This window comes from Streptomyces sp. NPDC005566 (assembly GCF_040605575.1).
In the GTDB taxonomy this organism is placed as follows: domain Bacteria; phylum Actinomycetota; class Actinomycetes; order Streptomycetales; family Streptomycetaceae; genus Streptomyces.
The window spans coordinates 1-23,800 of sequence record NZ_JBEXDB010000033.1 but is presented as its reverse complement, the minus strand read 5'-3'; the positions used below and the strand labels follow the sequence as shown (position 1 = coordinate 23,800).

The 23,800-nt window shown below is 70.7% G+C and carries 18 protein-coding genes and 1 riboswitch; of the genes, 13 read left to right on the top strand and 5 right to left on the bottom strand.

The genetic code is table 11. From position 1 onward, the window contains the following. The first annotated feature begins 43 nt into the window (after positions 1-43). From ABZS61_RS33355 to ABZS61_RS33320, 8 genes are all read left to right on the top strand, one after another. Complete coding sequence (locus tag ABZS61_RS33355) at positions 44-694, top strand: TetR/AcrR family transcriptional regulator (protein ID WP_356429803.1); 651 nt, start codon at positions 44-46, stop codon at positions 692-694. A 207-nt stretch (positions 695-901) separates the two neighbouring features. Next, entirely contained in the window at positions 902-1,969 is a 1,068-nt protein-coding gene (locus ABZS61_RS33350; RefSeq protein WP_356429800.1) for a glycoside hydrolase family 43 protein, read from the top strand. 272 nt (positions 1,970-2,241) lie between these two features. Continuing rightward, a complete protein-coding gene (locus ABZS61_RS33345; protein ID WP_356429797.1) occupies positions 2,242-3,303 on the top strand; it encodes a MoxR family ATPase in 1,062 nt (353 codons plus the stop codon). Continuing rightward, positions 3,300-5,156: a hypothetical protein gene (locus tag ABZS61_RS33340; protein WP_356429795.1), complete on the top strand. Its 1,857-nt coding sequence runs from the start codon at positions 3,300-3,302 to the stop codon at positions 5,154-5,156. Before ABZS61_RS33345 ends, ABZS61_RS33340 begins: the two co-directional genes overlap by 4 nt. Positions 5,157-5,418: 262 nt before the next feature. After that, positions 5,419-5,835, top strand: coding sequence for a nuclear transport factor 2 family protein (locus ABZS61_RS33335; RefSeq protein WP_356429792.1), 417 nt, complete (start codon positions 5,419-5,421; stop codon positions 5,833-5,835). A 620-nt stretch (positions 5,836-6,455) separates the two neighbouring features. Further along, a complete protein-coding gene (locus tag ABZS61_RS33330; protein WP_356429789.1) occupies positions 6,456-8,882 on the top strand; it encodes a SpoIIE family protein phosphatase in 2,427 nt (808 codons plus the stop codon). Positions 8,883-9,011: 129 nt separating this feature from the next. After that, the gene (locus ABZS61_RS33325; RefSeq protein WP_356429786.1) at positions 9,012-10,499 is read left to right on the top strand and encodes an MFS transporter; all 1,488 of its coding nucleotides are present in this window, start codon (positions 9,012-9,014) and stop codon (positions 10,497-10,499) included. After that, a complete protein-coding gene (locus ABZS61_RS33320) occupies positions 10,489-11,970 on the top strand; it encodes an aminotransferase class V-fold PLP-dependent enzyme (RefSeq protein WP_356429783.1) in 1,482 nt (493 codons plus the stop codon). Before ABZS61_RS33325 ends, ABZS61_RS33320 begins: the two co-directional genes overlap by 11 nt. Positions 11,971-12,250: 280 nt before the next feature. On the opposite strand, the gene ABZS61_RS33315 is transcribed toward ABZS61_RS33320, so the two are convergent. Continuing rightward, positions 12,251-13,066 carry an SAM-dependent methyltransferase gene (locus ABZS61_RS33315; protein WP_356429780.1) on the bottom strand — a complete coding sequence of 272 codons (816 nt, stop codon included), beginning with the start codon at positions 13,064-13,066 and terminating at the stop codon, positions 12,251-12,253. 286 nt (positions 13,067-13,352) lie between these two features. Between ABZS61_RS33315 and ABZS61_RS33310 the strand changes: the two genes are divergently transcribed. Next, the gene (locus ABZS61_RS33310) at positions 13,353-14,828 is read left to right on the top strand and encodes a hypothetical protein (RefSeq protein ID WP_356429777.1); all 1,476 of its coding nucleotides are present in this window, start codon (positions 13,353-13,355) and stop codon (positions 14,826-14,828) included. A gap of 65 nt (positions 14,829-14,893) precedes the next feature. Here the strand turns inward: ABZS61_RS33310 and ABZS61_RS33305 are convergent, their stop codons facing one another. Then, entirely contained in the window at positions 14,894-16,786 is a 1,893-nt protein-coding gene (locus ABZS61_RS33305) for an RICIN domain-containing protein (RefSeq protein ID WP_356429774.1), read from the bottom strand. Between the two features lie 294 nt (positions 16,787-17,080). On the opposite strand from ABZS61_RS33305, the gene ABZS61_RS33300 reads away from it, so the two are divergent. After that, positions 17,081-17,743 (top strand): TetR/AcrR family transcriptional regulator, encoded by a 663-nt coding sequence (locus ABZS61_RS33300; RefSeq protein ID WP_356429771.1) that lies wholly within the window; start codon positions 17,081-17,083, stop codon positions 17,741-17,743. A 179-nt stretch (positions 17,744-17,922) separates the two neighbouring features. On the opposite strand, the gene ABZS61_RS33295 is transcribed toward ABZS61_RS33300, so the two are convergent. Then, complete coding sequence (locus tag ABZS61_RS33295) at positions 17,923-18,672, bottom strand: alpha/beta fold hydrolase (RefSeq protein WP_356429768.1); 750 nt, start codon at positions 18,670-18,672, stop codon at positions 17,923-17,925. Positions 18,673-18,771: 99 nt separating this feature from the next. Then, positions 18,772-20,244, bottom strand: a complete 1,473-nt coding sequence (locus tag ABZS61_RS33290) for an MFS transporter (protein ID WP_356429765.1) — start codon at positions 20,242-20,244, stop codon at positions 18,772-18,774. Positions 20,245-20,428: 184 nt separating this feature from the next. Here ABZS61_RS33290 and ABZS61_RS33285 point away from each other — a divergent pair, with 184 nt between their 5' ends. Continuing rightward, positions 20,429-21,160, top strand: coding sequence for a TetR/AcrR family transcriptional regulator (locus tag ABZS61_RS33285; protein ID WP_356429762.1), 732 nt, complete (start codon positions 20,429-20,431; stop codon positions 21,158-21,160). A 184-nt stretch (positions 21,161-21,344) separates the two neighbouring features. Continuing rightward, the gene (locus tag ABZS61_RS33280) at positions 21,345-21,797 is read left to right on the top strand and encodes an NAD(P)H-dependent oxidoreductase (RefSeq protein ID WP_356429759.1); all 453 of its coding nucleotides are present in this window, start codon (positions 21,345-21,347) and stop codon (positions 21,795-21,797) included. Positions 21,798-22,017: 220 nt separating this feature from the next. Here the strand turns inward: ABZS61_RS33280 and ABZS61_RS33275 are convergent, their stop codons facing one another. Then, positions 22,018-22,254 carry a hypothetical protein gene (locus ABZS61_RS33275; protein ID WP_356429756.1) on the bottom strand — a complete coding sequence of 79 codons (237 nt, stop codon included), beginning with the start codon at positions 22,252-22,254 and terminating at the stop codon, positions 22,018-22,020. Positions 22,255-22,609: 355 nt separating this feature from the next. Beyond that, positions 22,610-22,794, top strand: a riboswitch (cyclic di-AMP (ydaO/yuaA leader). A 4-nt stretch (positions 22,795-22,798) separates the two neighbouring features. On the opposite strand from ABZS61_RS33275, the gene ABZS61_RS33270 reads away from it, so the two are divergent. Further along, positions 22,799-23,656, top strand: coding sequence for a LysM peptidoglycan-binding domain-containing protein (locus ABZS61_RS33270; RefSeq protein ID WP_356429753.1), 858 nt, complete (start codon positions 22,799-22,801; stop codon positions 23,654-23,656). Positions 23,657-23,800 lie beyond the last annotated feature (144 nt).

The window sequence follows — 23,800 nt, the reverse complement described above, 5'->3', positions numbered from 1 at the left end:
ACCGCCGTCGTAAATTAAGACATGAATGTCGTAAGATGCCAAGGTGTCGACCCCGAGCAGTCCGAAGGCCAGGCCGCGCAAGCGTCGTCCCTACGCCCCTCGGGTGCCGATCGAGGAGCGTCGTGAGCAGCTGCTCGACGCGGCGCTCGCGGTAATCGTGGACGCGGGGCACGACCGGGTGTCCATCGACGCCGTGGCGAAGCGGGCCGACGTGGCGCGGGCCGTGGTCTACAGCGCTTTCGGTGATCTGAGCACACTGCTCGGTGCCCTGCTCGACCGGCAGCAGGCACGCGCCTTCAGCCGCCTGCTCGCCGTCTTTCCCCAGGGGGACGGCATGCGTGATCCGGCCGGGTTCGTCGCGGAGTCGGTGTGCCGCGGGGTGGAGATGCTTTCCGAGGATCCCGACACCTGGCGGCTCATCCTGCTGACCCCGCCGGCCATGCCCTCCGTGGTCCACGAACGCATTGAGGCGGACAGGGAGCGGGTGCGGCGCCGGGCAGCCGACTGGATCACCCGGCTCGGGGCCGCACGCGACGACACCCCTGCCCTCGACCCCGAGATCCTGGCCCACGCGCTCGTCGCCTGCGCGGAACACTTCTGCCGCATCGAGCTCACCGAGCCGGGCAGGTTCGCCCCGGAACACCTGGCCGGGCAGATCCGATCAGCCCTCGGCGCGCTGTGGCCGCCCGGCTGACCGGCGGCCAGGAGCCTGCGGTTCGAAGGGGCTGATGCGGGGGGCTGGTCCGGGAGGCATCGGGCGAAGCGAAAGCAGTGCGCCCGCCACCGCGCAACGCATTGACATGTCCCGGACTAGTCAGGATGCTGTGAGAGCGCTCTTCCATCGATGTAAATCCCCCCGCCGACTCGGCGTCGCAGCGGAGGCCAACCTTGGAACGGGACCATGAAGCTCTCTCGACTTCTCTCCGGCGCCGCCGCCGTCGCGCTCTCCGGCGTCCTCGCTGCCGTCATGTCCCTGTCGTCCGCCCAGCCCGCCCAGGCCGAACAGACCATCAGGGCCGCCGACCCGAGTGTGATCCGGGTCGGCAGCACCTACGTGTCGGTGCAGTCCACCGGTGGGGGCATCGCCGTGCGGCAGGCGTCGTCGACGGCCGCGCTGGCCTCGGCGCCCGCACGGCAGGTGTGGTCGGACACGGCAGGCCGCGGTGAGGTATGGGCTCCGGAGATCGTCACGGACGGCGGCCGCTACTACGTCTACTTCTCGGCCGGCCGCGGATCCGCCCACCGGATGTACGTCATCAGCTCGGCCGCCCCCGACAGCGGATACACCGGCGAGAGCCAACTGGCCCTCCCGGACGGCAAATGGGCCATCGACGGGACCCTGTTCACCTTCGGTGGGCAGCGCTGGTTCGTGTGGTCGGGCTGGGCAGGCGACACCAACGTCGAGCAGAACCTCTACATCGCGCGGATGAGCAGCCCCACCACGCCGACCGGAGCGCGGTACGTCATCTCGCAGCCCCGGGAGAGCTGGGAACGAGTGGTCGGCAACCCGTTCATCAACGAGAGCCCGGAGGCCATCAAGGACCCGAACGGGCAGTTGCACATCGTGTACTCCGCCAACGGCAGTTGGAGCGACCAGTACTGTCTGGCCGACCTCCGGCTGCGGGCCGGCGGCGACCCGACGTACGTCTGGGACTGGTACAAGTCGAACGGCTGCCTGTTCGGCTCCAACCGCGCGACGATGATGTCCGGCTGGGACCCGACGCTGTACGTCAACGGCCCCGGCCACCACAGCTTCGTCCTGCTCAACGGCGACATCAACACCAGCCCGCCCGCCGGCCCGAGGTTCCCCCTGATGTTCCACGCGGTCCCGAAGGGAACGCCGTACGCGTGGGAGAACCGGTACTGGTACACCGGCACGTTCGCCTGGTGGGGCAACACCACGTACAGCCGCGCCAACGTCCCCGGCCCGACGGCAGACACCGGGTGGAGCCTCAAGTTCTTCGAGTAGGGCGGCAGGCGCGGTCGAGGTTCCCGTCGAATCGGGCCGGCCGGAGGAGATGCGGGGATCCCGTCGGCCGTCGACGGGACCCCCGCACAGTGCTGTACAGGCGGGGACGGCCGGGACCGCCAAGGGTGCAGCCCGGGATGCGAGGACATGCTCGGGCTTCTCCTCGTAGGGCCGGCCCCGCACCGGCCGGCCCGATATTCGGCTGCGGAGCTCCGTGGCGCCTCCCATACTGAGCGGGCTCGAACTCCCCAGCCCCGAAGGAACCTTCCCGCGTGCAGGCCGCCGTCACCGTCACTCCCGCCCAGATCCCCGAACTGCTGCTCGGACTCGCCACCGTGCGGCCCGTGTTCCTCTGGGGAGCCCCAGGGATCGGGAAGTCGTCGCTCGTGCGGAGGTTCGCCGAGTCGCTGGGACTGGAGTGCGTCAGTCTCCTCGGGACGCAGCTCGCGCCCGAGGACCTGATCGGTGTGCCGCAGATCCGTGACGGGCGTTCCGTGTTCTGCCCGCCGGAGATCATCGCGCGCGACGAGCCGTACTGCCTCTTCCTCGACGAGCTCAACGCCGCCACCCCCGATGTCCAGAAGGCCTTCTACTCGCTGATCCTGGACCGGCGGATCGGCTCGTACGAGCTGCCCGCCGGCTCGATCGTCATCGGGGCCGGCAACCGCGCCACGGACAACGCGCTGGCGAGGCCCATCGCGTCCGCTCTGGTCAACCGGCTCACCCACGTCCATCTGCGGGCATCGGGAGCGGACTGGCTGGTGTGGGCGGGGGAGAACGGCATCCACCCCTGGGTGACGGACTACCTCATCGACCGCCCCGACCACCTGTGGTCGCAGCCGCCCAAGACCGAGGAGCCGTTCTCCACGCCCCGCTCCTGGCACATGCTCTCCGACGCCCTGCACTCCTTCGGGCCGGGCATCGACGAGCAGACGCTGAAGGTGATCGTGCACGGCACGCTGACCCCCGCGCACGCCGTCTCCTTCTGCGGCTACGCGAAGATCGTGCGCCACACCTTCGGCATCGAGGCGATCCTCAAGGGCGACGCGTCCTGGCCGGCCCGGCTCGAGGACCGTGATCTCCTCTACTACCTGGCCGAGGCGTTCCGCGGTCGGCTGGTGAAGGAGCTGCCGCGGCAGAAGGAGCACGTCTCGGCGTCCATGCGGCAGACCTCCTACCGGGCCAAGTCGCTGCTCGTGCAGCTGGCCGAGATCTCGGTCGAGGTCGCGCAGACCGTCATCGCGGACGATGCCGACGGCCTGCCGGTGCTGCCCGCCTGGTTCCTCATCGACGCGGCGCGCGACATGCCCAGGCTGGTCGAGGCCCGGCGATGAAGGCCACGGCACGCGGGGCGAACGGCAGGGGCGGGAAGAACGGCAGGGGCGGGAAGAACGCCAAGGGCGGCACGTCCGACCCGGCCGCCGAGGCATTCGCGGCCGGGCTCGCGACGGTCAAGCGGAACCCGGCCTTCGCCGCCGTCGACGCTTCCGTATGCAGGCAGGCCAACTGCGCCCTGACCCCGGCCGGGGGACTGGCCGCCGTCACCTCCAACGGCACCATCCACGTCCACCCCACCAAGCGGGCGGATCCGGCCGAATGGGCCTGGACCCTCGCCCACTGTCTGCTGCACCTGGGCTTCGGGCACGTGCCGGCGGCCACGGACGACCCGCGCGAGCAGCCCGACCGGTTCGACCTCGCGGCCCGCTGCACGGTCGTCAACCGTTTTCTGCTCACTTTCCCGGTGGGCCGTCCCCCAGGGCACCTGCCGGAGTCCTGCCCCGGCGGCGACGAGGCGGAACTCGCCGCACGCTGGCGCCGCGACGGCATCCCGGCCGCCCACGAACTCTGCGGTACCGCGGGCGGCCACCCGGACCAGGTCCTCACGACGTGGCAGGCATGGAACGGCGCCTCCGTCCCGGACTGGGAGACCGCCTTCGCCCACGCCCTCACCCGGAGCGTCTCCACCGCCATGGACGTGGCGGGGGGACGCGTCGACCGGGTCACCGGAGAGCGCGCACCGCAGCGCCCCTGGAGCCGGGCCATGAACTGGTTCGTCTTCTCCTACCCGCTGCTCGGCGGACTCGCCGCGGGTCTCACTGTCGTGGCCGACGCCGAACTGGCCCGTGCGCAGGGCATCTCGGTCGCCGCGGTGAACTCTGCCGCGGGTGAGATCTACATCAACCCGCTGTGTACGTTCACCGATGAGGAATGGCGCTTCATCCTCGCCCACGAGATGCTGCACGCCGCACTGCGCCACGGCGAACGCCGCGGTGGCCGCGACCCGTTCCTCTTCAACGTCGCGGCCGACTACGTCGTCAACGACTGGCTCGTCCAGATGCGCGTCGGCGACATGCCCGAGGGGCTGCTGTACGACCCGGACCTGCGGGACCTGTCCGCCGAGGAGGTGTACGACCGCATCACGGTCGGCCTGCGCCGACAGCGGCGGCTCGCGACCCTCCGCGGCAAGGGTGTCGGCGACATCCTCGGCGAGGCGCTGCCGCACGCCGAGGCCCGTCCGTACACCGACCTGGACGACTTCTACCGGCGAGGTCTGGTGCAGGGCTTCGATCTGCACCAGTACGGTGAGCGCGGCCTGTTGCCGGCCGGGCTGATCCAGGAGATCCGGGCACTGGCCCACCCGCCCGTACCGTGGGACGCACGGCTCGCCCGCTGGTTCGACGAGTACGTCCCCCGACCGGAAGCCGTACGGTCCTACGCCCGCCCGGCGCGGCGGCAGGCGTCGACGCCGGACATCCCGCGCGCCGGCCGGTACTTCCCTCCCCAGGAGACGGCCCGCTGCACCTTCGGAGTCGTTCTCGACACCTCCGGTTCGATGAACAGCGCCCTGCTCGGCAAGGCGCTCGGCGCCATCGCCTCGTACGCGGAGGCACACGACGTCCCCGCGGCGCGTGTGGTGTTCTGCGACGCGGCCCCGTACGACGCCGGCTACCTGCCACCCGCCGAGATCGCGGGGCGGGTCCGGGTGCGCGGCCGCGGCGGCACCGAACTGCAACCGGGCATCGACCTGTTGCTGAGGTCCGACGACTTCCCGCCGTCGGCCCCGGTGCTCGTCATCACGGACGGCTGGTGCGACACGCTGCGGATCCGGCGCGAGCACGCCTTCCTGATCCCGCAGGGTGCCTCCCTGCCGTTCACTCCGCGCGGCCCGGTGTTCCGGTTGAGCTGAGAGTCCATTGTCACCAGCGCGGGTGACGGTGTGTCAGGTGGTGGTCGTGCACGCATTGGCATGAGCTGGTTGACGGTCGCCCGCGGGGCGGCGGTGTCCACCTTGCGACCGCCTCCGTAGTGGCACGGTCGGTGCCGAAAGTCCTCACACCGAGACGCGAGGGAGTTGCTGAGGGAGGACCGGTCCATCGGCAGGCGTGCGGGCCCGCGCCCTTACCTCCGACGTCATCGACGCTTCGTCACCGCCTCGACAGACTGTCCCCATGACGCTCACCACCGCGGACGCGACCCGCGCCACCGTTCAGAAGTTCCTCGCCCTCCGACTCGCCGGCGACACGGAGGGGCTCACCGCCCTCTTCGCCGACGACGTCGACTGGCTGCTCGCCGAGAACCCCGCAGCCCCCTGGATCCGGCCCCGCTCCACCGCTGCGGAATGCGCCGCCCAGGCCGTGGAGCTGGCGGAGTACACCGTGCCCGAGGACGCCCGCGCGTCCGTCGACACCTTCCTCGTCGACGGCGCCGACGCCGTCCTCATGGGTCACATCTCGGGGACCGTCCGCGCGACGGGCAAGTCCTTCGCGGGCCCCTTCGCGCTGCACCTCACCGTCGAGGGCGGCCGGGTCACCCGGCACCACCTGTACGAGAACAGCCTGTCGATCGCGGAAGCGTGTGCCCCCTGACGGCGCCGCGTCGGCGGGCCTCCTCCGGAGCCCGTGTGTGCGGGAGGAGACCGCACCGCACCACGCCCCTCGGACCCCGACGTGGCCGGCGAGACCGCCTTCAGCGGCGCCGCCGTGGTGGCTTCCGGTGTCGGCCTCGTTCTGATCGGCGCGCTCCTGGCGCCGTACGGGCGGTTGTCCCGGCCTCGAGTGCGGAGTCCGGGCTCTCCCCGTCCGGGGCCGTGCTGGTGCTCGGTCCCCTCTTCGTCGGTGGTGTGGCCGACGTCCTGACCTTCGACCGTCTGTACGGACGGACCGGAAACCGTCGTCTCCCGAGCGGGTCCTGCCGATGGCTGTCCGTGCCGCGGGGTTCGCCGTGGGGCCGACACGGCCGGTCGGCCCGCTCGCGGCGCCGCTCGCCGGTCCCGGCTTCGGCGAAATCGACTAGGGCCCCAACCAGCTCCTCGAGCATCGCGCCCGGGTACCGACGGTCCGGTCGCCCCCACTGCCGAAAGGCGGCCGGGCAGCCCCTGAAGTTCAATGGGGGTGGGAGCCGGCATGGGCGTGCGTCGGCCGCACAGGCCAGTCAGGTGCCCGGCCGGCAGCGGGCGCGCCGGGCCGACCACAGGAGTGATCATCGAGTGAGCGGAAGCGACCGGACCTCCGGTGCCGTCCCCGAGCCACCTGAGGACACCGCTGTGCTCGTGCTCGACATCTCGGGCGTGGTGCTGGGCTGCACGGCCGATGCGGAAGGACTGATCGGGACGCCCGCGGAGGAACTGAGGGGCAGGGACGTCGCCGGCCTGTTCACCGATGTGCTCGACTGGCAGGAGCTGCGGGAACGGGTGCCGGACGGCTCGCTCACCACCGTGCGGGCCGACCTGCTGCGCCGGTCGGCGCCGCCGCTGACCGTGCGGCTCGACCTGCTGCCCGTCCGAGCCTCGGCCGAGCCGCACTTTCTGCTGAGGCTGATGCCGGTGACCGTCGCGAACCGGCGCGACGAGGACGACGCGCTGCTGCGGTCGATGTTCGCCCAGAGCGGGGTGGGCATCGTCATCCACGATGCCGATCTGCGCGTGACCAGGGTCAACGGTCTCCCCGCCGAGACCGGCCCGCCACCTTCCGGAGACCGGGTGCCGAGCCCCCTGGGGCAGCGTCTGGGCACCCTGCTCGTCGCCGAGGACGGCGCCCTCATCGAGGACCGGCTCCGCCGTGTCGTCGAGACCGGCGAACCCCTGATCGACTGCTTGAGCCGCGCCAGGCTCGCCCGGAGCCCCGAGCGCGAGCGGACCGTCTCCCTCTCCGCCCTGCCCCTTCGCGGCAGGGACGGAGTGCTGCACGGTGTCGCGGTCACCTTCAGCGACGTGACGGAGCGGGAGAGCTCACGGCTTCGCTCCGCCCTGGTCTCGGCCGCCTCCTCCCGGCTGGGCCGCTCGCTCGACGTCCGGCGCAACGCGGAGACGCTGATGGATCTGATGGTCCCCGAATTCGCCGACCTGGCGGCGGTGGACCTGACGGAGACGGTGCTGGTGGGAGAGGAGCCCGGCGATTTCGCGACGGGTGCGCCCCTGCTCCGGGTCGCCGTGGCCGCGCGGGACGGCCGCTGGCCGGCCGAGCTGTATGCCCTCGACTCGGTGATCCGCGTCCAGGACACCGAGAGCGCCTTGCTGCGCACGGGTGCGGCACGCTTCGTCCGCGACCTCTCCGAGCTCAGGGCCAGGATCGGGGACGACGAGCCGCGCAGACGGCTTCTGCTGCCTCAGGACGCCGCTTCGTTCATGGTGGTGCCGCTGCACGCCCGGGGCAGGGTGCTGGGTGCGGTCGTCCTGTGGCGGACGGCCGACCGTGCCCCCTTCGACGAGCAGGACGTCTCACTGGTCGAGGACATCGGTTCCCGTGCGGGCCTGGCCGTCGACAACGCCCGCCGCTACACCCGGGAGCGCCGTACGGCCGAGGCGCTTCAGCGCAGCCTTCTGCCCCAGCCGGTGCTGGCCGTGGCCGGCGCGGAGACGGCTGGGAGCTATCTGCCCGGCCGGACGGCCGCCGGTACCGGCGGAAGCTGGTTCGACGTCATCACCCTGTCCTCCACCCAGGTGGCCTTCGTCGTCGGCACCGTGCCGGGCCATGGACTGAACGCCGCCGTAGCGATGGGCCGGCTGCAGACCGCCGTACGCACACTCGCCGACCTGGACCCCACCCCCGACGAGCTGCTGAACCATCTCGACGACCTGGTCGTGCGGCTCGCCGAGCACCAGAAGCCGGGCTCGACGAACGGCACGGTACGGGGTGCCACCTGCCTCTACGCGGTGTACGACCCGGTGAGCGGCCACTGCTCGATGGCGAGCGCCGGGCACCCGCCGCCGCTGCTCGCCCGTGCCGACGGCAGCGCCGCCGATACCGTCAAGCTCAACGCCGGTGCGGCTCTGGGGTCGGGCGGTGGTCCCTACGAGCCCGTGGAGCTGGAGTCGGCACCGGGCGACGTGTTCGCCTTCGCGGCGGGATCGCTGGCCGAGGGGAGCGCACTCGATCTGGTCGCCGGGAGCCTCTCGCACCTGGCGAGTCCGGGCGCGCAGGGACCCGTACCGGTGCAGGACGTGGGACAGGGCATCCTCGCCCCGTTCCTCACGCAGCCGCCCGACGACGACGCCGCTCTGCTGGTGGCCCGGGTGCGGGCCTCGCCGGAGGGGTCGATCGCCGCCTGGCAGTACCCGGCCGATGTCCAGCGAGTGGCCGATGCCCGGCGGGACGCGGCAGCGCAGCTGATCGGATGGGGACTCGACGAGCTGGTGTTCACCACCGAGCTGATCGTCAGTGAACTCGTCACCAACGCCATGCGCTACGCGGGCGGTCCGGTGCTGCTGCGTCTCATCAGGGACCAGCGGCTGATCTGCGAGGTGTCCGATCACAGCCAGACACAGCCGCATCTGCGCAGGGCCCGGCTGACCGACGAGGGCGGCCGTGGGCTGTTCCTCGTCGCACAGCTCACCCACCGCTGGGGCGGCCGCTACATCGCCTCCGGCAAGACGATCTGGACCGAACAGCTCATCGAGGGCCTGCCGCCGGCCTGACGGGGGACCGCGTGTCTCCGGAACGACGGGCTCGTGTGTCCCGGGCAGGGAGCACGGGACGCCGGAGTTCATGATGCCGTCATCCGTACCCCTTGCCGCCTGCTCGAACGTTCGTTCATGATCTGCGGCATGCCAGCAGACATCCGTGCGGACAGTGAACCGGGTCCGCGCCTGCCACGCCGGGTCCGTATCGGATACGGGCTCGGCTCCCTGTGCACCGGCACCTTCGCCACCGTGCCGGGCCTGATCCTGCTCTACTACCTCACCAACGTCCTCGCCGTACCCGCGGCGGTCGCAGGGGCGGCGGTCTTCCTGCCGAAGGCCTGGGACGTCCTGATCAACCCGCTGGTCGGCGCGGTGTCCGACCGCAGCAGGCTGCGCGGCGGACCACGCCGTCCGTTCCTGCTCATCGGCGCCTGCACCCTCCCACCGCTCTTCGCGCTGATCTTCGCCGCGCCCCCGCTGCGGGGAGCGGCCGCGGCCGGATACGTGGCGGTGCTGTTCCTCCTGGCGGCCACCGCGTACGCCGTCTTCCAGGTGCCGTACGTGACGATGCCCGCCGAGATGACCGAGGACCCGGACGAACGTGGCCGGATCCTGGGCTGGCGGGTGGGTTTCCTCGGCGTCGCGATCCTGCTGTCCGGGGCGCTCGCACCGGCGATCGCCCACGCCGACGGCGACAGTCCTTCGAGCTACCGGACGATGGGGATCGCCGTCGCCGTCCTGCTCGCCCTGGGCATGTTCGGCGCCTGGTTCACCACCCGGTGGGCCCCCGCCGTGGCCCGGAGCGAGGCCGAACCCTCGCTCCGGGCCCAGTTGGCCGCCGCCCGCTCCCACCGGCCGTTCCTGTTCCTGGCCGGTATGTGGACCCTGCAGGCGCTCGCCGTCGGCGTGATGCTCGCGGGAGTCCAGTACTTCGCCACGTACACCCTCGGGTCACCCACCGCGGTCACCCCGCTGTTCGCCTGTCTGATCGGACCGCTCGTCCTCGTCATGCCGCTGTGGAACCGGCTGGCCCGCCTGCGCGGAGTGAAGGGGGCCCAGTGGTGCGCGTCCCTGCTCTTCCTCGCCGGAGCCGTGCTGCTCGCCTTCACTCCGGCGGCAGGACCGGCTGTCGGCTACGCGGCGGTCGTGGTCATCGGTGTCGCCTACGCCGGGCTCCAGCTGCTGCCGCTGACCATGCTCGCGGACACCCTCGCCGCCGATGTCGCCCGTACCGGCAAGCGGCGGGCCGCGACCTTCACCGGACTGTGGACGGCCGCAGAGACCCTGGCCTTCGCGCTGGGCGCGGGGGTGTTCGCGCTCGTCCTGGCGGTGACGGGGTTCCGCTCCTCGGACGCCGAACACCGGGTGGCCCAGCCCGAGGCCGCCATGACCGGCATCACCATGGGCATGAGCGTGCTGCCCGCCGTACTCGCCGGAGCAAGCCTGTGGCTGCTGCACCGCTATCGCGAGGACCGCACCGAATCCGTACCCCCGCAGTCCGCGACACCCCTGCGGCCTGTACCCCCGCGGCCCGTACCCCCGCAGTCCGCGACACCCCTGCGGCCTGTACCCCCGCGGCCCGTACCCCCGCAGTCCGTACCTCAGCAGGAAGAGACCGACCGTGTCGACTGAACCCACCCGTGCCCTTCCCGCAGGCCGTTCCGCGGCCGAGGTGCTCGCCGAGCTGCACGTCCTGCGGGAAGCCGACGCGCCCACCCGCGGCGGGCGCACCTTCGCCTACGTCTACGACGCGGGCCTGGGCGGCCTCGACGAACTGGCCGCCGCCGCGTACACGGCGTACGCGACCGTCAACGGGCTCGACCCGACCGTCTTCCCGAGCGTGGCACGACTGGAGAACGACCTGGTGGGGGCCGTCGCGGCGCTGCTGGGCGCACCCGGCGCCCAGGGCACGTTCACCAGCGGCGGGACGGAGAGCATCATGCTCGCCGTCAAGACGGCCCGGGACCAGGCGCGTTCGGTACGAGGCATCACGGCGCCGCAACTGGTCCTCCCGGCCACAGCTCACGCCGCCTTCCACAAGGCCGCCCACTACCTGGGCCTGGAGACGGTCGTCGTCCCCGTCGACCCCGTCACCTTCCGTGCCGACGCCGATGCCGTAGCCGCGGCGATCACCGACCGCACCGCGCTCGTGGTCGCCTCGACACCCTCGTACGCACACGGAGTGATCGACCCGGTGGCCGAGATCGCCGAGGCCGCCTCCCGGCGCGGAGTGCTGTGCCACGTCGACGCCTGCATCGGCGGCTGGCTCCTGCCCTATCTGCGGCGCGCCGGACGCGAGGTGCAGCCGTTCGACCTGTCGGTTCCCGGGGTCACCTCGCTCTCCGTCGACCTGCACAAGTACGCGTACGCCGACAAGGGTGCCTCCGTCGTCCTCTACCGGGATGCCGAACTGCGCCGGTACCAGTACTTCGCTCATGCGGGCTGGCCGGGCTACCCGGTCGTCAACCCGACGGTCCAGGGCACGAAGTCAGGCGGTCTGCTGGCCCAGGCGTGGGCGGTCCTCCAGCATGTCGGCGAGGACGGCTACACCGCGCTGGCCGGCCGCGTCGCCGAGGCTTCGGACCGGCTGCTGGCGGGTCTGCGCGGCACCGACGGCGTACGAGTGCTGGGGGAACCGGCCGCCGGACTCGTCGCGTTCACCGTCCACAGCGGGCCGGTGGACGGTGACCCCGATCTGAGCCTGCTGCTCCACCTCGCCGACGAGATGCGCGACCGCGGCTGGTACCTGCAGCCCCAGCTCTCCTTCGACGGCCTGCCGCCCAACCTCCACCTCACCCTGACGCCGGCCACCGTCGGGCAGGTCGACGCGCTGCTCGATGACCTCGCGGCCGCGCTCCGGGCCGCCCGGGCGCTGCCGCCGGTCGCCGTGGACCCCGGGCTCGCGGAGCTCGCAGCCGGACTGGACCCGGAGACGCTCGGTCCGGACGAGATCGCTGCCGTCCTGGCCTTCGCGGGGCTCGACGGCGGTTCGGGGCTCCCGGGCAGGATGGCCCCTGTTCTGGTGCTGCTCGACGCGCTTCCGGGGCCGCTCAAGGAGCGGCTCCTCACGGAGTTCATCGGCTCGGTGTTCCAGGCTCATTGAGTGTCCGGGGCCGAGGGGACCGCCGGATCCGCTCCGTCCCGAACGGCGGCTGAGCCGACCTCGCCCACGGCGGCGGCATCTCGACCGCGACCTGCGCGTCCGGGAAGGCGTCCCAGAACGGGCGGAAGTCCTGGAGACCCGAGTCGGAGATTCGGTGGCAGTTGCCGGCGAATCTCCGACTCGGGTCTCCAGCCCGTACCCCGCCGGGGCCGGGCAGCCGCCGTCGCGGCACCGCCGGGCACCGCCCCGGCCCGGTCGGCCGCCGCCGCGGAGGGGAGAGCTACGACTTGCGACCCAGCGCCACGTAACCCGCGCTGACGATGTCCTCCTGGCCGGGGATCGGGTCGCCGAGCTCGGGGTGCCACGCCTCGGCGGCCACGATGCCGGGCTCGACGATCTCGAGCCCCTCGAAGAACGCGGCGAACTGGGCGCGGTTGCGCGGTGCCAGCGTGAGCGTGTTGGCCTTGTACATCTCGTCGACCTTGCGTGCCTCCTCCGGATGGAAGTCCGCGGTGAGGTGCGAGATCACCAGGTAGCTGCCCGGCGCCAGCACGTCGGTCAGCCGGCTCACCAGCTCGTAGGCCCCGCCCTCATCAGAGACGAAATGCAGCAGCGAGATCAGCGAGAGCGCGACCGGCTTGCTGAAGTCCAGTGTCTTGCCCGCGTGTTCGAGGATGGCGTCCACATCACGTGCGTCGGCCTGCACGTAGTCGATGCTGCCCTCCGGAGTGCCGCTCAGCAGGGCCTCGGCATGGGCGAGCACGATCGGGTCGTTGTCGCAGTAGACGACCCGCGTGGCGGGCGCGGCCTCCTGGGCCACCTGGTGGAGGTTGGGCTCGGTGGGTATCCCCGTGCCGATGTCGAGGAACTGCAGGATGCCCTGGTCCGACAGCCAGCGCGTGGCACGGTGCATGAAGGCCCGGTTCACCTTCGCCATCACCGGGACGCCGGGCTCCACGGCGAGCATCTGCCGGCCCATCGCTTCGTCCACCGGGTAGTTGTCCTTGCCGCCGAGGAACCAGTCGTACATCCGCGCGGGGTGCGGCTTGCTGGTGTCGATGTGCAGTGCGGTGTCGTGGTTCTCCGGTCGGGACATTGCGAACTCCAGGGGGCATGAAGCTTTGGATGATCAGTTCGCCCCAAGAATAGGGAACTTGAACGCCGAACAGGACACGTTCGCAGGCCGAGAGGCCAACGGCTGCGCCCCGTCGCCCCCGAAGGCCGCAACACGTTCTTCATGCCCCGTGCATGGTCCGGGGGCCGGACCGCGCGCGATGATCGGCAGGACCTCGCAGAGACTCCGGCGCCGGAGCGGGAGCCGGGGGTACGGCGGACACGGCACGCCGACACGACAACCAGCAGGATGGAATGGAGTCACCACCATGCCCTCGACCACCGGGCGTTCCGGCGTACGGCGTCTCTCGGCGCCCGCAGCACTGCTTGCCGCGGCGATCCTCGCTTCCGGCACACCGGCCGTTGCCGGCACCGCGGCTCCGGCTGCCGACACCAGGTCCGTACTGCCGGCCAACCCGTACGCGGGTCCGCGCGGAACCGCCACCATGCACGGTGACACCGGCTCCTCCGACACCACTCCACTCGCAGGCCCGGGGCCCGGAAGCCTCTCCGGCAAGCTGAACGGACTGCTTTCCGCCTGCCCCACCGTCCTTGTCGGCGCCGACGACCACCCAGTGGCGCTGTGCACGCCGATTCTGGGCCAGGTGCCCACCGTCCATCTCCTCGATCCGCACACCGGCGTCTCCCTCACCTCGCTCCAGCTGACCAAGGGCTCGCTGCTCGGCGGCGTCTACGCCTACATCGACCACGAGGACCGGCTCGTCGTCGTCGACGGCAGCCGCTCCCTGCTGCGCATCGGACACCACCGGGACGCGGCCGGCTCCTGGCGGCTGACCGTCGACAGCAGCCTCCCGCTCGGCTCGGCCGTGCCCGCGGACGATGCCGTCACCGGGCTCTCGCCGGACTGGCAGGGGCGCGTCTGGTTCGCCACCGGTGGCGGCGTCGTGGGTACCGCGGACGACCGGACCGGGACGGTGAGGTCCGTGGCGCTCCCTGCCGGTGAGCGGGTCGCCAACAGCATCTCGACCGCGCCCCAGGGCACCGCCGTGACCACCACCCACGCCACCTACCTGCTCACGGCGTCCACCGACGGCACCCCACGGATTTCCTGGCGGCAGGCGTACGACCGGGGCCAGGCCCGTAAGCCCGGCCTGCTGAGCCGGGGCAGCGGTTCCACGCCCACCTTCTTCGGACCCACCGACGGTACGGACTACGTGACCATCGTCGACAACGCCGACACGTCGGTCAGGCTGGAGGTCTACCGCACGTCGACCGGCGAGACCGTCTGCTCGGTCCCGGTGCTGCTCGCGTCGAGCGGCCCCGGTAGCGAGAACTCACCCGTCGGCGCGGACCGCAGCGTCTTCGTCGCCGGCACGTACGGCTATCCCTACCCCGCCGTGCCCGAGGGCGCGGGTGACAGCGTGCCCGCATCGGCACCCTTCGCAGGCGGACTGAGCAGGGTGGACGTCCGGGCCGACGGCAGCGGCTGCGACCTTGTCTGGGACAACACGCTGCGCTCCGCCGCCGTACCGAAACTCTCCACCGCGGACGGGAAACTGCATACGGTGCTGCGGGACCCGGTCATTCCCGGAACCAAGGGGACCAGCCTGCTCGACCCGTACCGCTATGCACAGATCGACCCGGCCACGGGACGAGTCCTGCGCAGCAAGCTGATAGGTGTCGGCGCCCTGTACGACACCTTGCAGATGGCCGGCACCGTCGCACCGGACGGCGCCTACCTGCAGGGAACCGTCACCGGCATCCTGCGGATCACAGCGGGCTGAGGCAGCGGTGAAACGTCAGGGCCCGGTCCCGCCGGACCGGGCCCTGCGCGATCCCGGCCGCCGTGTCAGTGGCTCAGGGTGAACGCCTGGGCCGCGGACCCGTTGCACGGCTGCTGTGACAGCGCGGCACCGTTGGCGGCGGAAGAGCCGTTCACGGTCAGGCACTTGCCGCTGTGGCGTGCGGTGAAGCGATACGCGCCGACCGAGCCGACGGCCTCGGGCCGCCACTGCTGGTTGGTGCCCCCTTCGTAGCTCCAGAGATGGACCCTGGTGCCGTCCGCGGTCGCGCCGGCGCCGCCGTCGACGTCCCAGACCTTGGCGTTGTGCTGGTTGACGACCTGGTAGTTCCCGTCGGTGGTGGGCCGGAACTGCCAGCTCTGGTTGGTGCCGTTGCCGCAGGCCCACTGCTGGAGCCCGGTGCCGTTGGCGGTGCCCCAGTCGGCGGCGTCGAGGCAGGCGCCGCTGTGGCCCCTGACCTGGTACCAGGTGCTCGGGTCGATGGAGCCGACGGGCGGCTCGGTGGTCCCGCCGTCGCCGCTCCAGAGGAAGGTGGCGACCGCCCCCGCGGGGAGGGTGTAGGCGAGGGACTTGCCGTTGTCGGTCACGGAGAAGCGCTGGGCGCCGGCTGCGGTGTTGACGACGTAGGCGGCGCGGGTGCCGTCGGGGTTCTGGAAGGCGACGTTCTGGACGCCTCCGGCGCCCTGGCTGGTGGAGCCGATGCGGGTGGCGCCGGGCTTGATGAACTTGGTGACGTGGCCGAGGACGTAGTACTCGGCGTTGCGGGTGACGTTACCGTTCGCGATGTCGACGATGCCGTTGCACCGGTTGGTGCAGTGGCCCTGGTGGGGGCCGCCGTTCTGGTCGAGGGCGAGGTTCCAGTTGATGACCGTCTCGCCGCCGTTGCGCATGTTCTGTACGACGAGGTTCTCGGCGTGCCACTGGAGGGTGTCGCGGAAAGTCGTGCCCGGGTCGGCGCTCTCGGTCCCGGAGCACTCGGTGAAGAAGACGCGCTTGCCCGCGTCGACCACCTGTTGCTGCGCCGAGGGCGTGCCGCCGTAGCAGTGGAATGCGGCGCCGATCACGCGGCTGATTCCCTGGGTGCCGTTGAAGACTTCGACCGGGTAGTTGGGGTGGTCCCAGTTGTGGTCGTAGGCCAGCAGGTTGGTGGGCAGGCCCGCCGAGGTGAGGGTGCGGTCGAGCACCTTGAAGAAGTCGGCCTGCTCCGAGGACGTCATGCTCATGGACGGGTAACTCGTGGCGAACTCGGGCTCGTTCTGCACGGTCAGGTCGGTCAGGGTGATGCCCTGCTGGCCGTAGGCCCTGATCGAGGCGACCAGGTAGTCGGCGTACGCCTGGTAGTGCTCGGTCTTGAGGCTGCCGCCGTTGAGGGAGTTGCCGGTCTTCATCCACGCGGGCGGGGACCAGGGTGATCCCATGAAGCGGATGGCGGAATTGACCGCGGTGGCCTGCTTCAGGACCGGGATGATCTCCGCCTTGTCCCGGTCGATGGAGAAGGCGCCGCGGGTGTCCTCGTAGGTGTAGAAGTCGCCGGTGGCGTTGAAGTCGGTACTGCCGAGCGGCTGGCGCAGGTAGTTGAGCCCGATGCCGTCCCCGCCGGCGGAGAACAGTGACGTCATCAGTGCGGTGCGCTTGTCCTGCGGAAGGCTCTGGACGAGGCGGGCCGAGGCACCGGTGACCGAGGCGCCCGCACCGGTGAACTTCTGGTTCCTGTTGTTGCCGTCGATCCGTATGTCGACGGACTGGGGGGTGCCGGTGAACGGGACGCTGCCTTCGGCGGACAGCTTCTTGCTGCCGTCGGCCGTGGTGACCCACACCTGGGCTGTCGGATCGGCGGCCTGCGCCGTGCCGGTGCCGGTGAGGCCCATTGCGGTCACGGCCAGGACGAGGGCGGCGCCTGCGGCACGTGTCCGCGGACTGAGGGGACTGCGAGATGGCATGGTGCGGCTCTCCTTCGGTCGGTACCTGACGGGGTGGTGCGGCCGGCTGTCGCACCCCGGCACGCCGGGGTGGGGGTGAGCGGACGGGTCTCGCCGCAATGGCTCCCGGTCGGAAGGTGCGACCGCTGTGCGTAAGAAGGGCATGAACGTCCTTCCCGCCGTGTCGTCGGCATTTCGTGGGGGAGACGGCGACATAGAAGCACACCCACTAAGTGGTTAGTAAGTGCTCTGCCCGGACTTTCCTCAAGACGTGAAGATCGCCGTGGGGTCACCGGACGGGCTTAGGGTGTGCCGGTGAGCAACCAGTCAGTGGGCGGACCGGCGCGTCCTGCGAAGCCCCGTGTTCCGCGAAGCCCGGAAGCCCGGCAGCGGCAGCGGGACATCCTGTACATCGCGACGGACACCTTCGCCGCGCGCGGCTACAACAACGCCTCGCTCGCGGAGATCGCGGACCGGGCCGGCCTGACCCAGGCAGGCGTGCTGCACTACTTCCGTTCCAAGGCGCTCCTGCTCACCAGCGTCCTCGAACTGCGCGACCAGACGGACATCGAGCAGCTCGGCGCCGACCGGCCCCAGGGCCTGGAGTTCCTGCGCCATCTGGTGGACACCGCGCTGCGCAACGCCGAACGGGAAGGGATCGTCCGGCTCTACGCCGTGCTGTCGGCCGAATCCGTCACCGACGACCACCCGGCCCAGGCCTACTTCCGCGACCGCTACACGGGGCTGCGCACCTTCGTGGCCGACGCCCTGAGCGAGGCGTGCGACCTTCCCGAACACGATGCGGACAGAGCCGCGAACGCGGCCAACGCCATCATCGCCGTCATGGACGGCCTCCAGGTGCAGTGGCTTCTCGCACCCGAGGCCGTGGACATGGCGGCCTCGACCGAGCTCGTGGTCACTTCCCTGCTGGCTGCTCTCGCACCGGGCACGTTCGGCCCGGCCGCCGGAGACCGGTAGCCCGGCTTCTGTCCGGCCGGCCGGAACAGCGAGCATCATGTGGTGCGCCATCACTTGCCGCTTCACGCAGAGACCTCCGGGGTGCGAACCTCCGCATCGCGGCAGAACCGGCCCGGTTCGGCGTCACCGGCTTTGAACAGCCGGTCCGCGTCCGTCCGGGTGCGCACAGCCCGGTGAACTCACAGCGCACCGACGATCGCGGAGGCGACCTCGGGGACATGCTGGTCGAGATAGAAGTGGCCGCCCTCGAACACCTGCGTGTCGGTACCATTCGTGGTGTGCGCCTCCCAGGCCCTCACGTCCGCGGCTGAGGCCACCGGGTCGGATGCGCCCGCGAACACGGAGACGGGACACGTGAGCCGTGCTCCGGGCGATGCCGTGTAGGTCTCGATCGCGCGGTAGTCGGCCCGTACGACCGGCAGGATCAGCTGTCGCATCTCGGGGTCGTCCAGAACGGCCCGGTCCGTGCCGCCGAGCCGCACGATCTCCGCGACCAGGCCGTCGTCGTCACGGAGATGGACCGTCCCCTCGCGCGCGACCGACGGCGCCCGGCGGGAGGAGGCGAAGAGCCGTACCGGCCCGTGCTGTGTCTGCTCCTCGAACCGGCGGGCCACCTCGAAGGCGACGACCGCACCCAGACTGTGGCCGAAGAAGGCGAAGGGGGGTTCGAGCCGGTGGCGCAGGACGGCGAAGGAGGCGTCCGCCAGCTCGCTCACGCTGTTGAGGAGCGGCTCCCCGTGCCGGTCCTGACGCCCTGGGTACTGGATGGCCAGTGTGTCGATCCCGGGTGCGAGGGCGTGGGCCAGGAGACGGAAGTATCCCGCCGATCCTCCCGCGTGCGGAAAGCAGACGAGTTGTGCCGTGCTCTGCGCGGTGGCCGCGAAGCGCCGTATCCAGGAGTCGTCGTCATGTGTGTGCTGCTGAGACATGAGTTCACCAAGTCGGGGCGGGAGGAGGTGGCTGAACAGGATAAGGGCTCACGGCCGGTGCCGGGGGAGGCGCCGGCCATGAACCGTCCGAGGGAGGCGTCAGCCGCTGCTGCGCGCTCCGACCTCGTCGATCGCCGGGCTCGGCGCCTCGACGAGGGGCTGGGGCGCGGGCGCTCCCGGCTTCCTCAGGGTGAAGGCGAGGAGACCGCCGATGATCGAGGCCGCACCGCCGACCCACATCGCGGTGCGCAGGCCGTCGGCGACGTCCGCGACCGCCGGGGCGTCCCCGGACAGGCCGGCGGTCGCCAGCGCGATGAGCAGCGCGAGGCCTGCGGCGCCGCCGATCTGCTGGGATGTGGAGGCCAGTGCCGAGGCGATACCCGCCTCCTGCGGGGCGACTCCGGACGCGGCGCAGACGAACATGGCCGGGAAGGTGACGCCGCCGCCGACTCCCCAGATGATCAGGCCGGGGACGAGGGACCAGAAGGGCGCGCCCGTGGACATGGAGACGGCCAGGACGACCATTCCGACGCCGTTGACGGCCATGCCGATGAAAAGCGTGGCCCGCGGGCCCCACGTGCCGAGCAGCGTCCCGGCCAGTTTCAGCGAGGCGCCCATCGAGATGATCGTCAGCGGTACGAAGACGAGCCCGGCTTCCAGCGCGTCGTAATGGAGCACGACCTGGAGGTAGTTGGTGAAGATGTAGTACGAGCCGCCGAGGGCGCTCTGGAAGACCAGGATGATCAGGATCGCGGTCACCAGGCTGCGATTGCTGAACAGCCGCATCGGGACGAGCGGGCTCCGGGTCCGGTTCTCGACCAGGATGAGGACCGCGAGGATCACGGCACCGGCGACGATCGAACCCGCGCCGCGCAGGGAGCTCCAGCCGGCCTCCGGTCCGCTGACCAGGCCGAGCACGAGCAGTGAGGAGCCGACGGTCGCGAGGATGGCGCCCAAGGCGTCGAAGCCGCCCCGGTCGCCGGTTGTGCGCTCATCCGGTGCGAGGGTGCCAGGTGCCGCTGCGGCCGCGACGAGGGCGAGCGGGACGAGGGCGAACAGGACCCACTCCCAGCCCCATGCCTCGGTGAGCACGCCGCCGAGCAGTGCGCCGGCAGCCAGACCACCACTGCCGCACGCGCCCCAGACGGCGAGAGCCTTGTTGCGCTCGGGGCCTTCGGCGAAGCGGGTGTTGATCAGGGTGAGGGTTGCCGGCGTGAGCAGTGCCGCGCCGAAGCCCTGGATCGCACGCGCGGTGACCAGGAGTTCGGGGCTCTCCGCGAAGCCTCCGAGGAGGCAGGAGAGACCGAAGATCACGAGACCGAGGATGAACATGCGGCGGGCGCCGAGGCGGTCGACCACCCTGCCGCCGAAGAGCAGTAATCCACCGAAGGCAACTGCGTAGGCGCTGACGACCCACTGCAGGGACTGGGAGGTGAAGCCGAGTGCGCTGCCGATCTCCGGAAGCGCAACGAACACGATGTTGTAGTCGACGGCGACGATGAACTGGGCGAACGCCAGCAGGGCGAGCACGGGCCCGGTCCGCTGCTGGGTCCGGGGGACGGTATCAACCACGACTTGGCTTCCTAACCACTTGGGTGACCGGGTACGGCTGGGTGGGCAGCCCGGGGCATTCGGAAGGCCGCGCTCGCCCCCCGCTGATCCGAGCTCATGAAGCTCTCTGAACGCTTCGACGTTACTACACGGCGTTCAATATTTGCACGGCGTGCTGTAGCTCAACATTGTTAGGCTCTGACACATGGGAGAAGCGACGCAGAGCCGGCGAGCCCGACTGAGGGCGGAGACCACGTCCGAGATCAAGACGATCGCGCTCAGGCACATGGCGGCCGGCGGTCCGGCCTCCATCGCATTGCGGGCCATCGCCCGCGAGATGGGCATGACGGCAGGTGCTGTCTACAGCTACTTCGCCAGCCGTGACGACCTCATCACCGCCCTCACGGCCGATGTCTACGACTCACTGGCGAACGTGCTCGAGGCGGCGCACGCGGCGGTGCCGTCGGGCGACGCCACCGAGAAGGTGCTCGCCCACGCACACGCCTACCGGAGGTGGGCCATCGCCCACCCCGAGGAGTTCCGACTCGTCTACGGGGACCCGGTGCCCGGCCACACGCCCCCGGAGGCCGGTGCCGCCCAGGAAGCGGAGCACCGGCTCTGCGCGGTGCTTCTCGGCCTGGTCGCCGCCGCATGGCCCCAGGCGGCAGCGACCCGGGCAGGCTGCGACTACGAGTGGTCCGACTTCCGGCCGAGCCTGGTCGCCATGGCCCGCGAATCCTTCCCGGACCTGCCGCCCGCGGCGGTCGCGCTCTGCCTGCGCGTGTGGAGCCGGATGCACGGGCTCCTCGCGCTGGAGGTCTACGGACACCTGCGCCACCAGGTCGTGGATCCCGCGAAGCTGTACGAGACGGACATGCGCGACCTGATCCGCACGCTGGGGCTCGCGTCGCCGGAGGGGAAACCGGCGACCGCCTGACGCTCAGGTCCTGCCGGTGCCTTCCGCTGGACCCGCCCGGTCAGCGACACGGCCGAACTGCACAGCGCCCTCCGCGCGCCCGCCGCGCCATCGCACTCTCCGGGAACCCTCTCCCCCAGGGGTGCGGACCGTCGGCGCGTGCCTCGCTTGCGGTCGGCGGGCCGGGGCGGCAGGGTTCCTGGGTGTGGCCACTCTGCTGATCGTGCATCACACACCCTCGCCGAACTGCCAGGCGCTGCTCGAAGCCGTCGTCTCCGGTGCGACGACGGAGGAGATCGAAGGGGTCAGGGTCGAACGGCGCGCGGCGCTCTCCGCCACCGCGTCCGACGTGCTCGCCGCCGATGGCTACCTGCTCGGCACCCCGGCCAACCTCGGCTACATGTCCGGCGCCCTCAAGCACTTCTTCGACCAGGTCTACTACCCGTGCCTGGATTCGACGCGCGGCCGGCCCTTCGGCTACTACGTGCACGGCGGCAGCGACGTCACCGGCGCCCTGCGGGCCATGGAGTCGATCACGACGGGCCTGGGCTGGCGCCGTACGGCCGACGTCGTGACGGTGACGGGTGAGCCGGGCAAAGCCGACATCGAGGCGTGCTGGGAACTGGGAGCGACCGTTGCCGCCGGGCTGATGGGCTGAGGGCGGCGCGCTCCTCCCGGATGCCGCTCAGCTCGGTGATGAACTCCGTGCGGCGGCAGTCCCGGACTCGGTCATCGGGTCTGCGCGCCGTGCGTCGCAGCAGAGGCCGGCGCCCATGGCGCGCGGACGGGACAGGGGTCCGGCCCCATCGACGCTGGGCGCCTGCTCCACGCGCGTGGGCAACTCCGCGTCCCGAGCGCGAGCGATGGTGGTCCGCTGCTCAGCGCGGCCGCCAGGTGAGCTTGTCGCCGCCCACCCAGCGCACCGTGGCGGGGTCGTCGAGGTCATGGACGGTGATGCCGGCCGCAGTGGCGATGAAGAGCACGTCCGTCATCGCCGTGGCTCTGCCGACGATCTCTCCGTTGATCTCCACGATGCGGAACGGCGGATCTCCCGGCTGGACGGCCAGGACAGTGATCGGCGGGTTCGAGGGGCGAGGGCTCGCGCTTTCGGTCATGCGTGGATCGGTTCCACACGGACGGCCGCAGTATGCCCAGGAGCACCACTAATGAGCTGTATGCCTGATTTGGTCGTTTTTCGGGATTAATCCCGTCATTCATAAGGCTCATATCGTGCGGCCTGTGATCTTTCACCACAGAGCAAATCGCCCTTATCGGACTCCGTGACCAGCGTCACCTGTCGCGCCGACGACGTCGTGAGCCGTCGGCCGGTTCCCTTGTGCGCCAACAAAGTTGGCTTCGCGGTGTGGGGTCGATTACATGAATTTCCGTCAATCGATCTTGTCAATGAATTGTGATCACCAATTCAGGGCTTGTTCCTTTCGGTATTTCTCGCTTACGGTCACCCTCACTCCGGATGGAACGCCGAATCCTGCCGCCGTCCGGTAACCCGACCACTCACGTACGGCAGGAGCGGGGGACCCAGGTAAGCGCCGATCCGGTAACCGGATCGGCTCGGGGTGAAGTCGCATTCGCGTGCGACCGGGCATCTCCAGCCCGAACCCGACAGCTCACTTCGTAGGCGACGGAGAGGAATTCACCATGCCCGCAAAGGGTAAGCACCGTCGTTCCAGGACCAGTTCGCTGACCCGCGGCATCATCGCCGTGAGCACGGGTGGAGCCGCTCTGGCCCTCCCCGTGATCGGTGCGACAGGCGCCTTCGCAGCACCGGCCCAGCCGGTCGCCATCGAAAAGGCGTCGACGTCGACTGCCGCGTCCGTAAAGGGAATTGCGGCCAAGAAGTCCGCGCCCGTCACCTATTCCGTGATCTTGGGTGACTCCCTCGCCAAGATCGCCCGCGGACATTCCGTGAGCGGTGGCTGGCAGGAGCTGTACAAGGACAATCGCGCGGCTGTCGGAGACAACCCCGATCTGATTCGCCCCGGTCTGAAGCTGACCATCGGCGCCAAGGCCGAGAACAAGGCCGCGAAGGCGGGTAAGGCCGAATCCAAGGCCTCCGGAGCCTCGGACCGCGCCGAGAAGAGCGCCGACCGTGCCGACCGTTCGGAGCGCACGAGCACGAAGCTCGCCGCACAGGGCGCGCCTGCCGCCGCTCCCGCGGCCCAGCCGGCCGCGTACACGAACGACCTCGACGGCTGGATCAAGGAGTCGCTGGCGGTCATGGCCGAGCACGGCATCCCCGGCAGCTACGACGGCATCCACCGCAACGTCATGCGTGAGTCCTCGGGCAACCCGCTCGCCATCAACAACTGGGACTCGAACGCCGCGGCGGGCATCCCGTCCAAGGGCCTCCTGCAGGTCATCGACCCGACCTTCGAGGCCTACCACGTGCCCGGTACGTCGACCGACAGCTACGACCCGGTCGCCAACATCACCGCCGCGTGCAACTACGCCGCAGACCGGTACGGCTCGATCGACAACGTCTTCGGGGCCTACTGACATACGGCTGTGTGACAGCTGAGCAGGATCGACGGGTGGTGGGGGGGGGGGGGGGCCCCCCCCCCCCCCGGGGCCGCGCCCCCCCCCCCCCCCCCATTATTTAAATATTTGGGCCGAGGGGTTGCGGCCCGACTTGGCCGCCCG

What these genes read in the sequence shown, in the direction of transcription:
- ABZS61_RS33350 (WP_356429800.1), top strand. Translation starts at nt 902, where the DNA reads ATGAAGCTCTCTCGACTTCTCTCCGGCGCCGCCGCCGTCGCGCTCTCC.
- ABZS61_RS33340 (WP_356429795.1), top strand. Translation starts at nt 3,300, where the DNA reads ATGAAGGCCACGGCACGCGGGGCGAACGGCAGGGGCGGGAAGAACGGC.
- ABZS61_RS33335 (WP_356429792.1), top strand. Translation starts at nt 5,419, where the DNA reads ATGACGCTCACCACCGCGGACGCGACCCGCGCCACCGTTCAGAAGTTC.
- ABZS61_RS33325 (WP_356429786.1), top strand. Translation starts at nt 9,012, where the DNA reads ATGCCAGCAGACATCCGTGCGGACAGTGAACCGGGTCCGCGCCTGCCA.
- ABZS61_RS33315 (WP_356429780.1), bottom strand. Translation starts at nt 13,066, where the DNA reads ATGTCCCGACCGGAGAACCACGACACCGCACTGCACATCGACACCAGC.
- ABZS61_RS33310 (WP_356429777.1), top strand. Translation starts at nt 13,353, where the DNA reads ATGCCCTCGACCACCGGGCGTTCCGGCGTACGGCGTCTCTCGGCGCCC.
- ABZS61_RS33305 (WP_356429774.1), bottom strand. Translation starts at nt 16,786, where the DNA reads ATGCCATCTCGCAGTCCCCTCAGTCCGCGGACACGTGCCGCAGGCGCC.
- ABZS61_RS33295 (WP_356429768.1), bottom strand. Translation starts at nt 18,672, where the DNA reads ATGTCTCAGCAGCACACACATGACGACGACTCCTGGATACGGCGCTTC.
- ABZS61_RS33285 (WP_356429762.1), top strand. Translation starts at nt 20,429, where the DNA reads ATGGGAGAAGCGACGCAGAGCCGGCGAGCCCGACTGAGGGCGGAGACC.
- ABZS61_RS33275 (WP_356429756.1), bottom strand. Translation starts at nt 22,254, where the DNA reads ATGACCGAAAGCGCGAGCCCTCGCCCCTCGAACCCGCCGATCACTGTC.
- ABZS61_RS33270 (WP_356429753.1), top strand. Translation starts at nt 22,799, where the DNA reads ATGCCCGCAAAGGGTAAGCACCGTCGTTCCAGGACCAGTTCGCTGACC.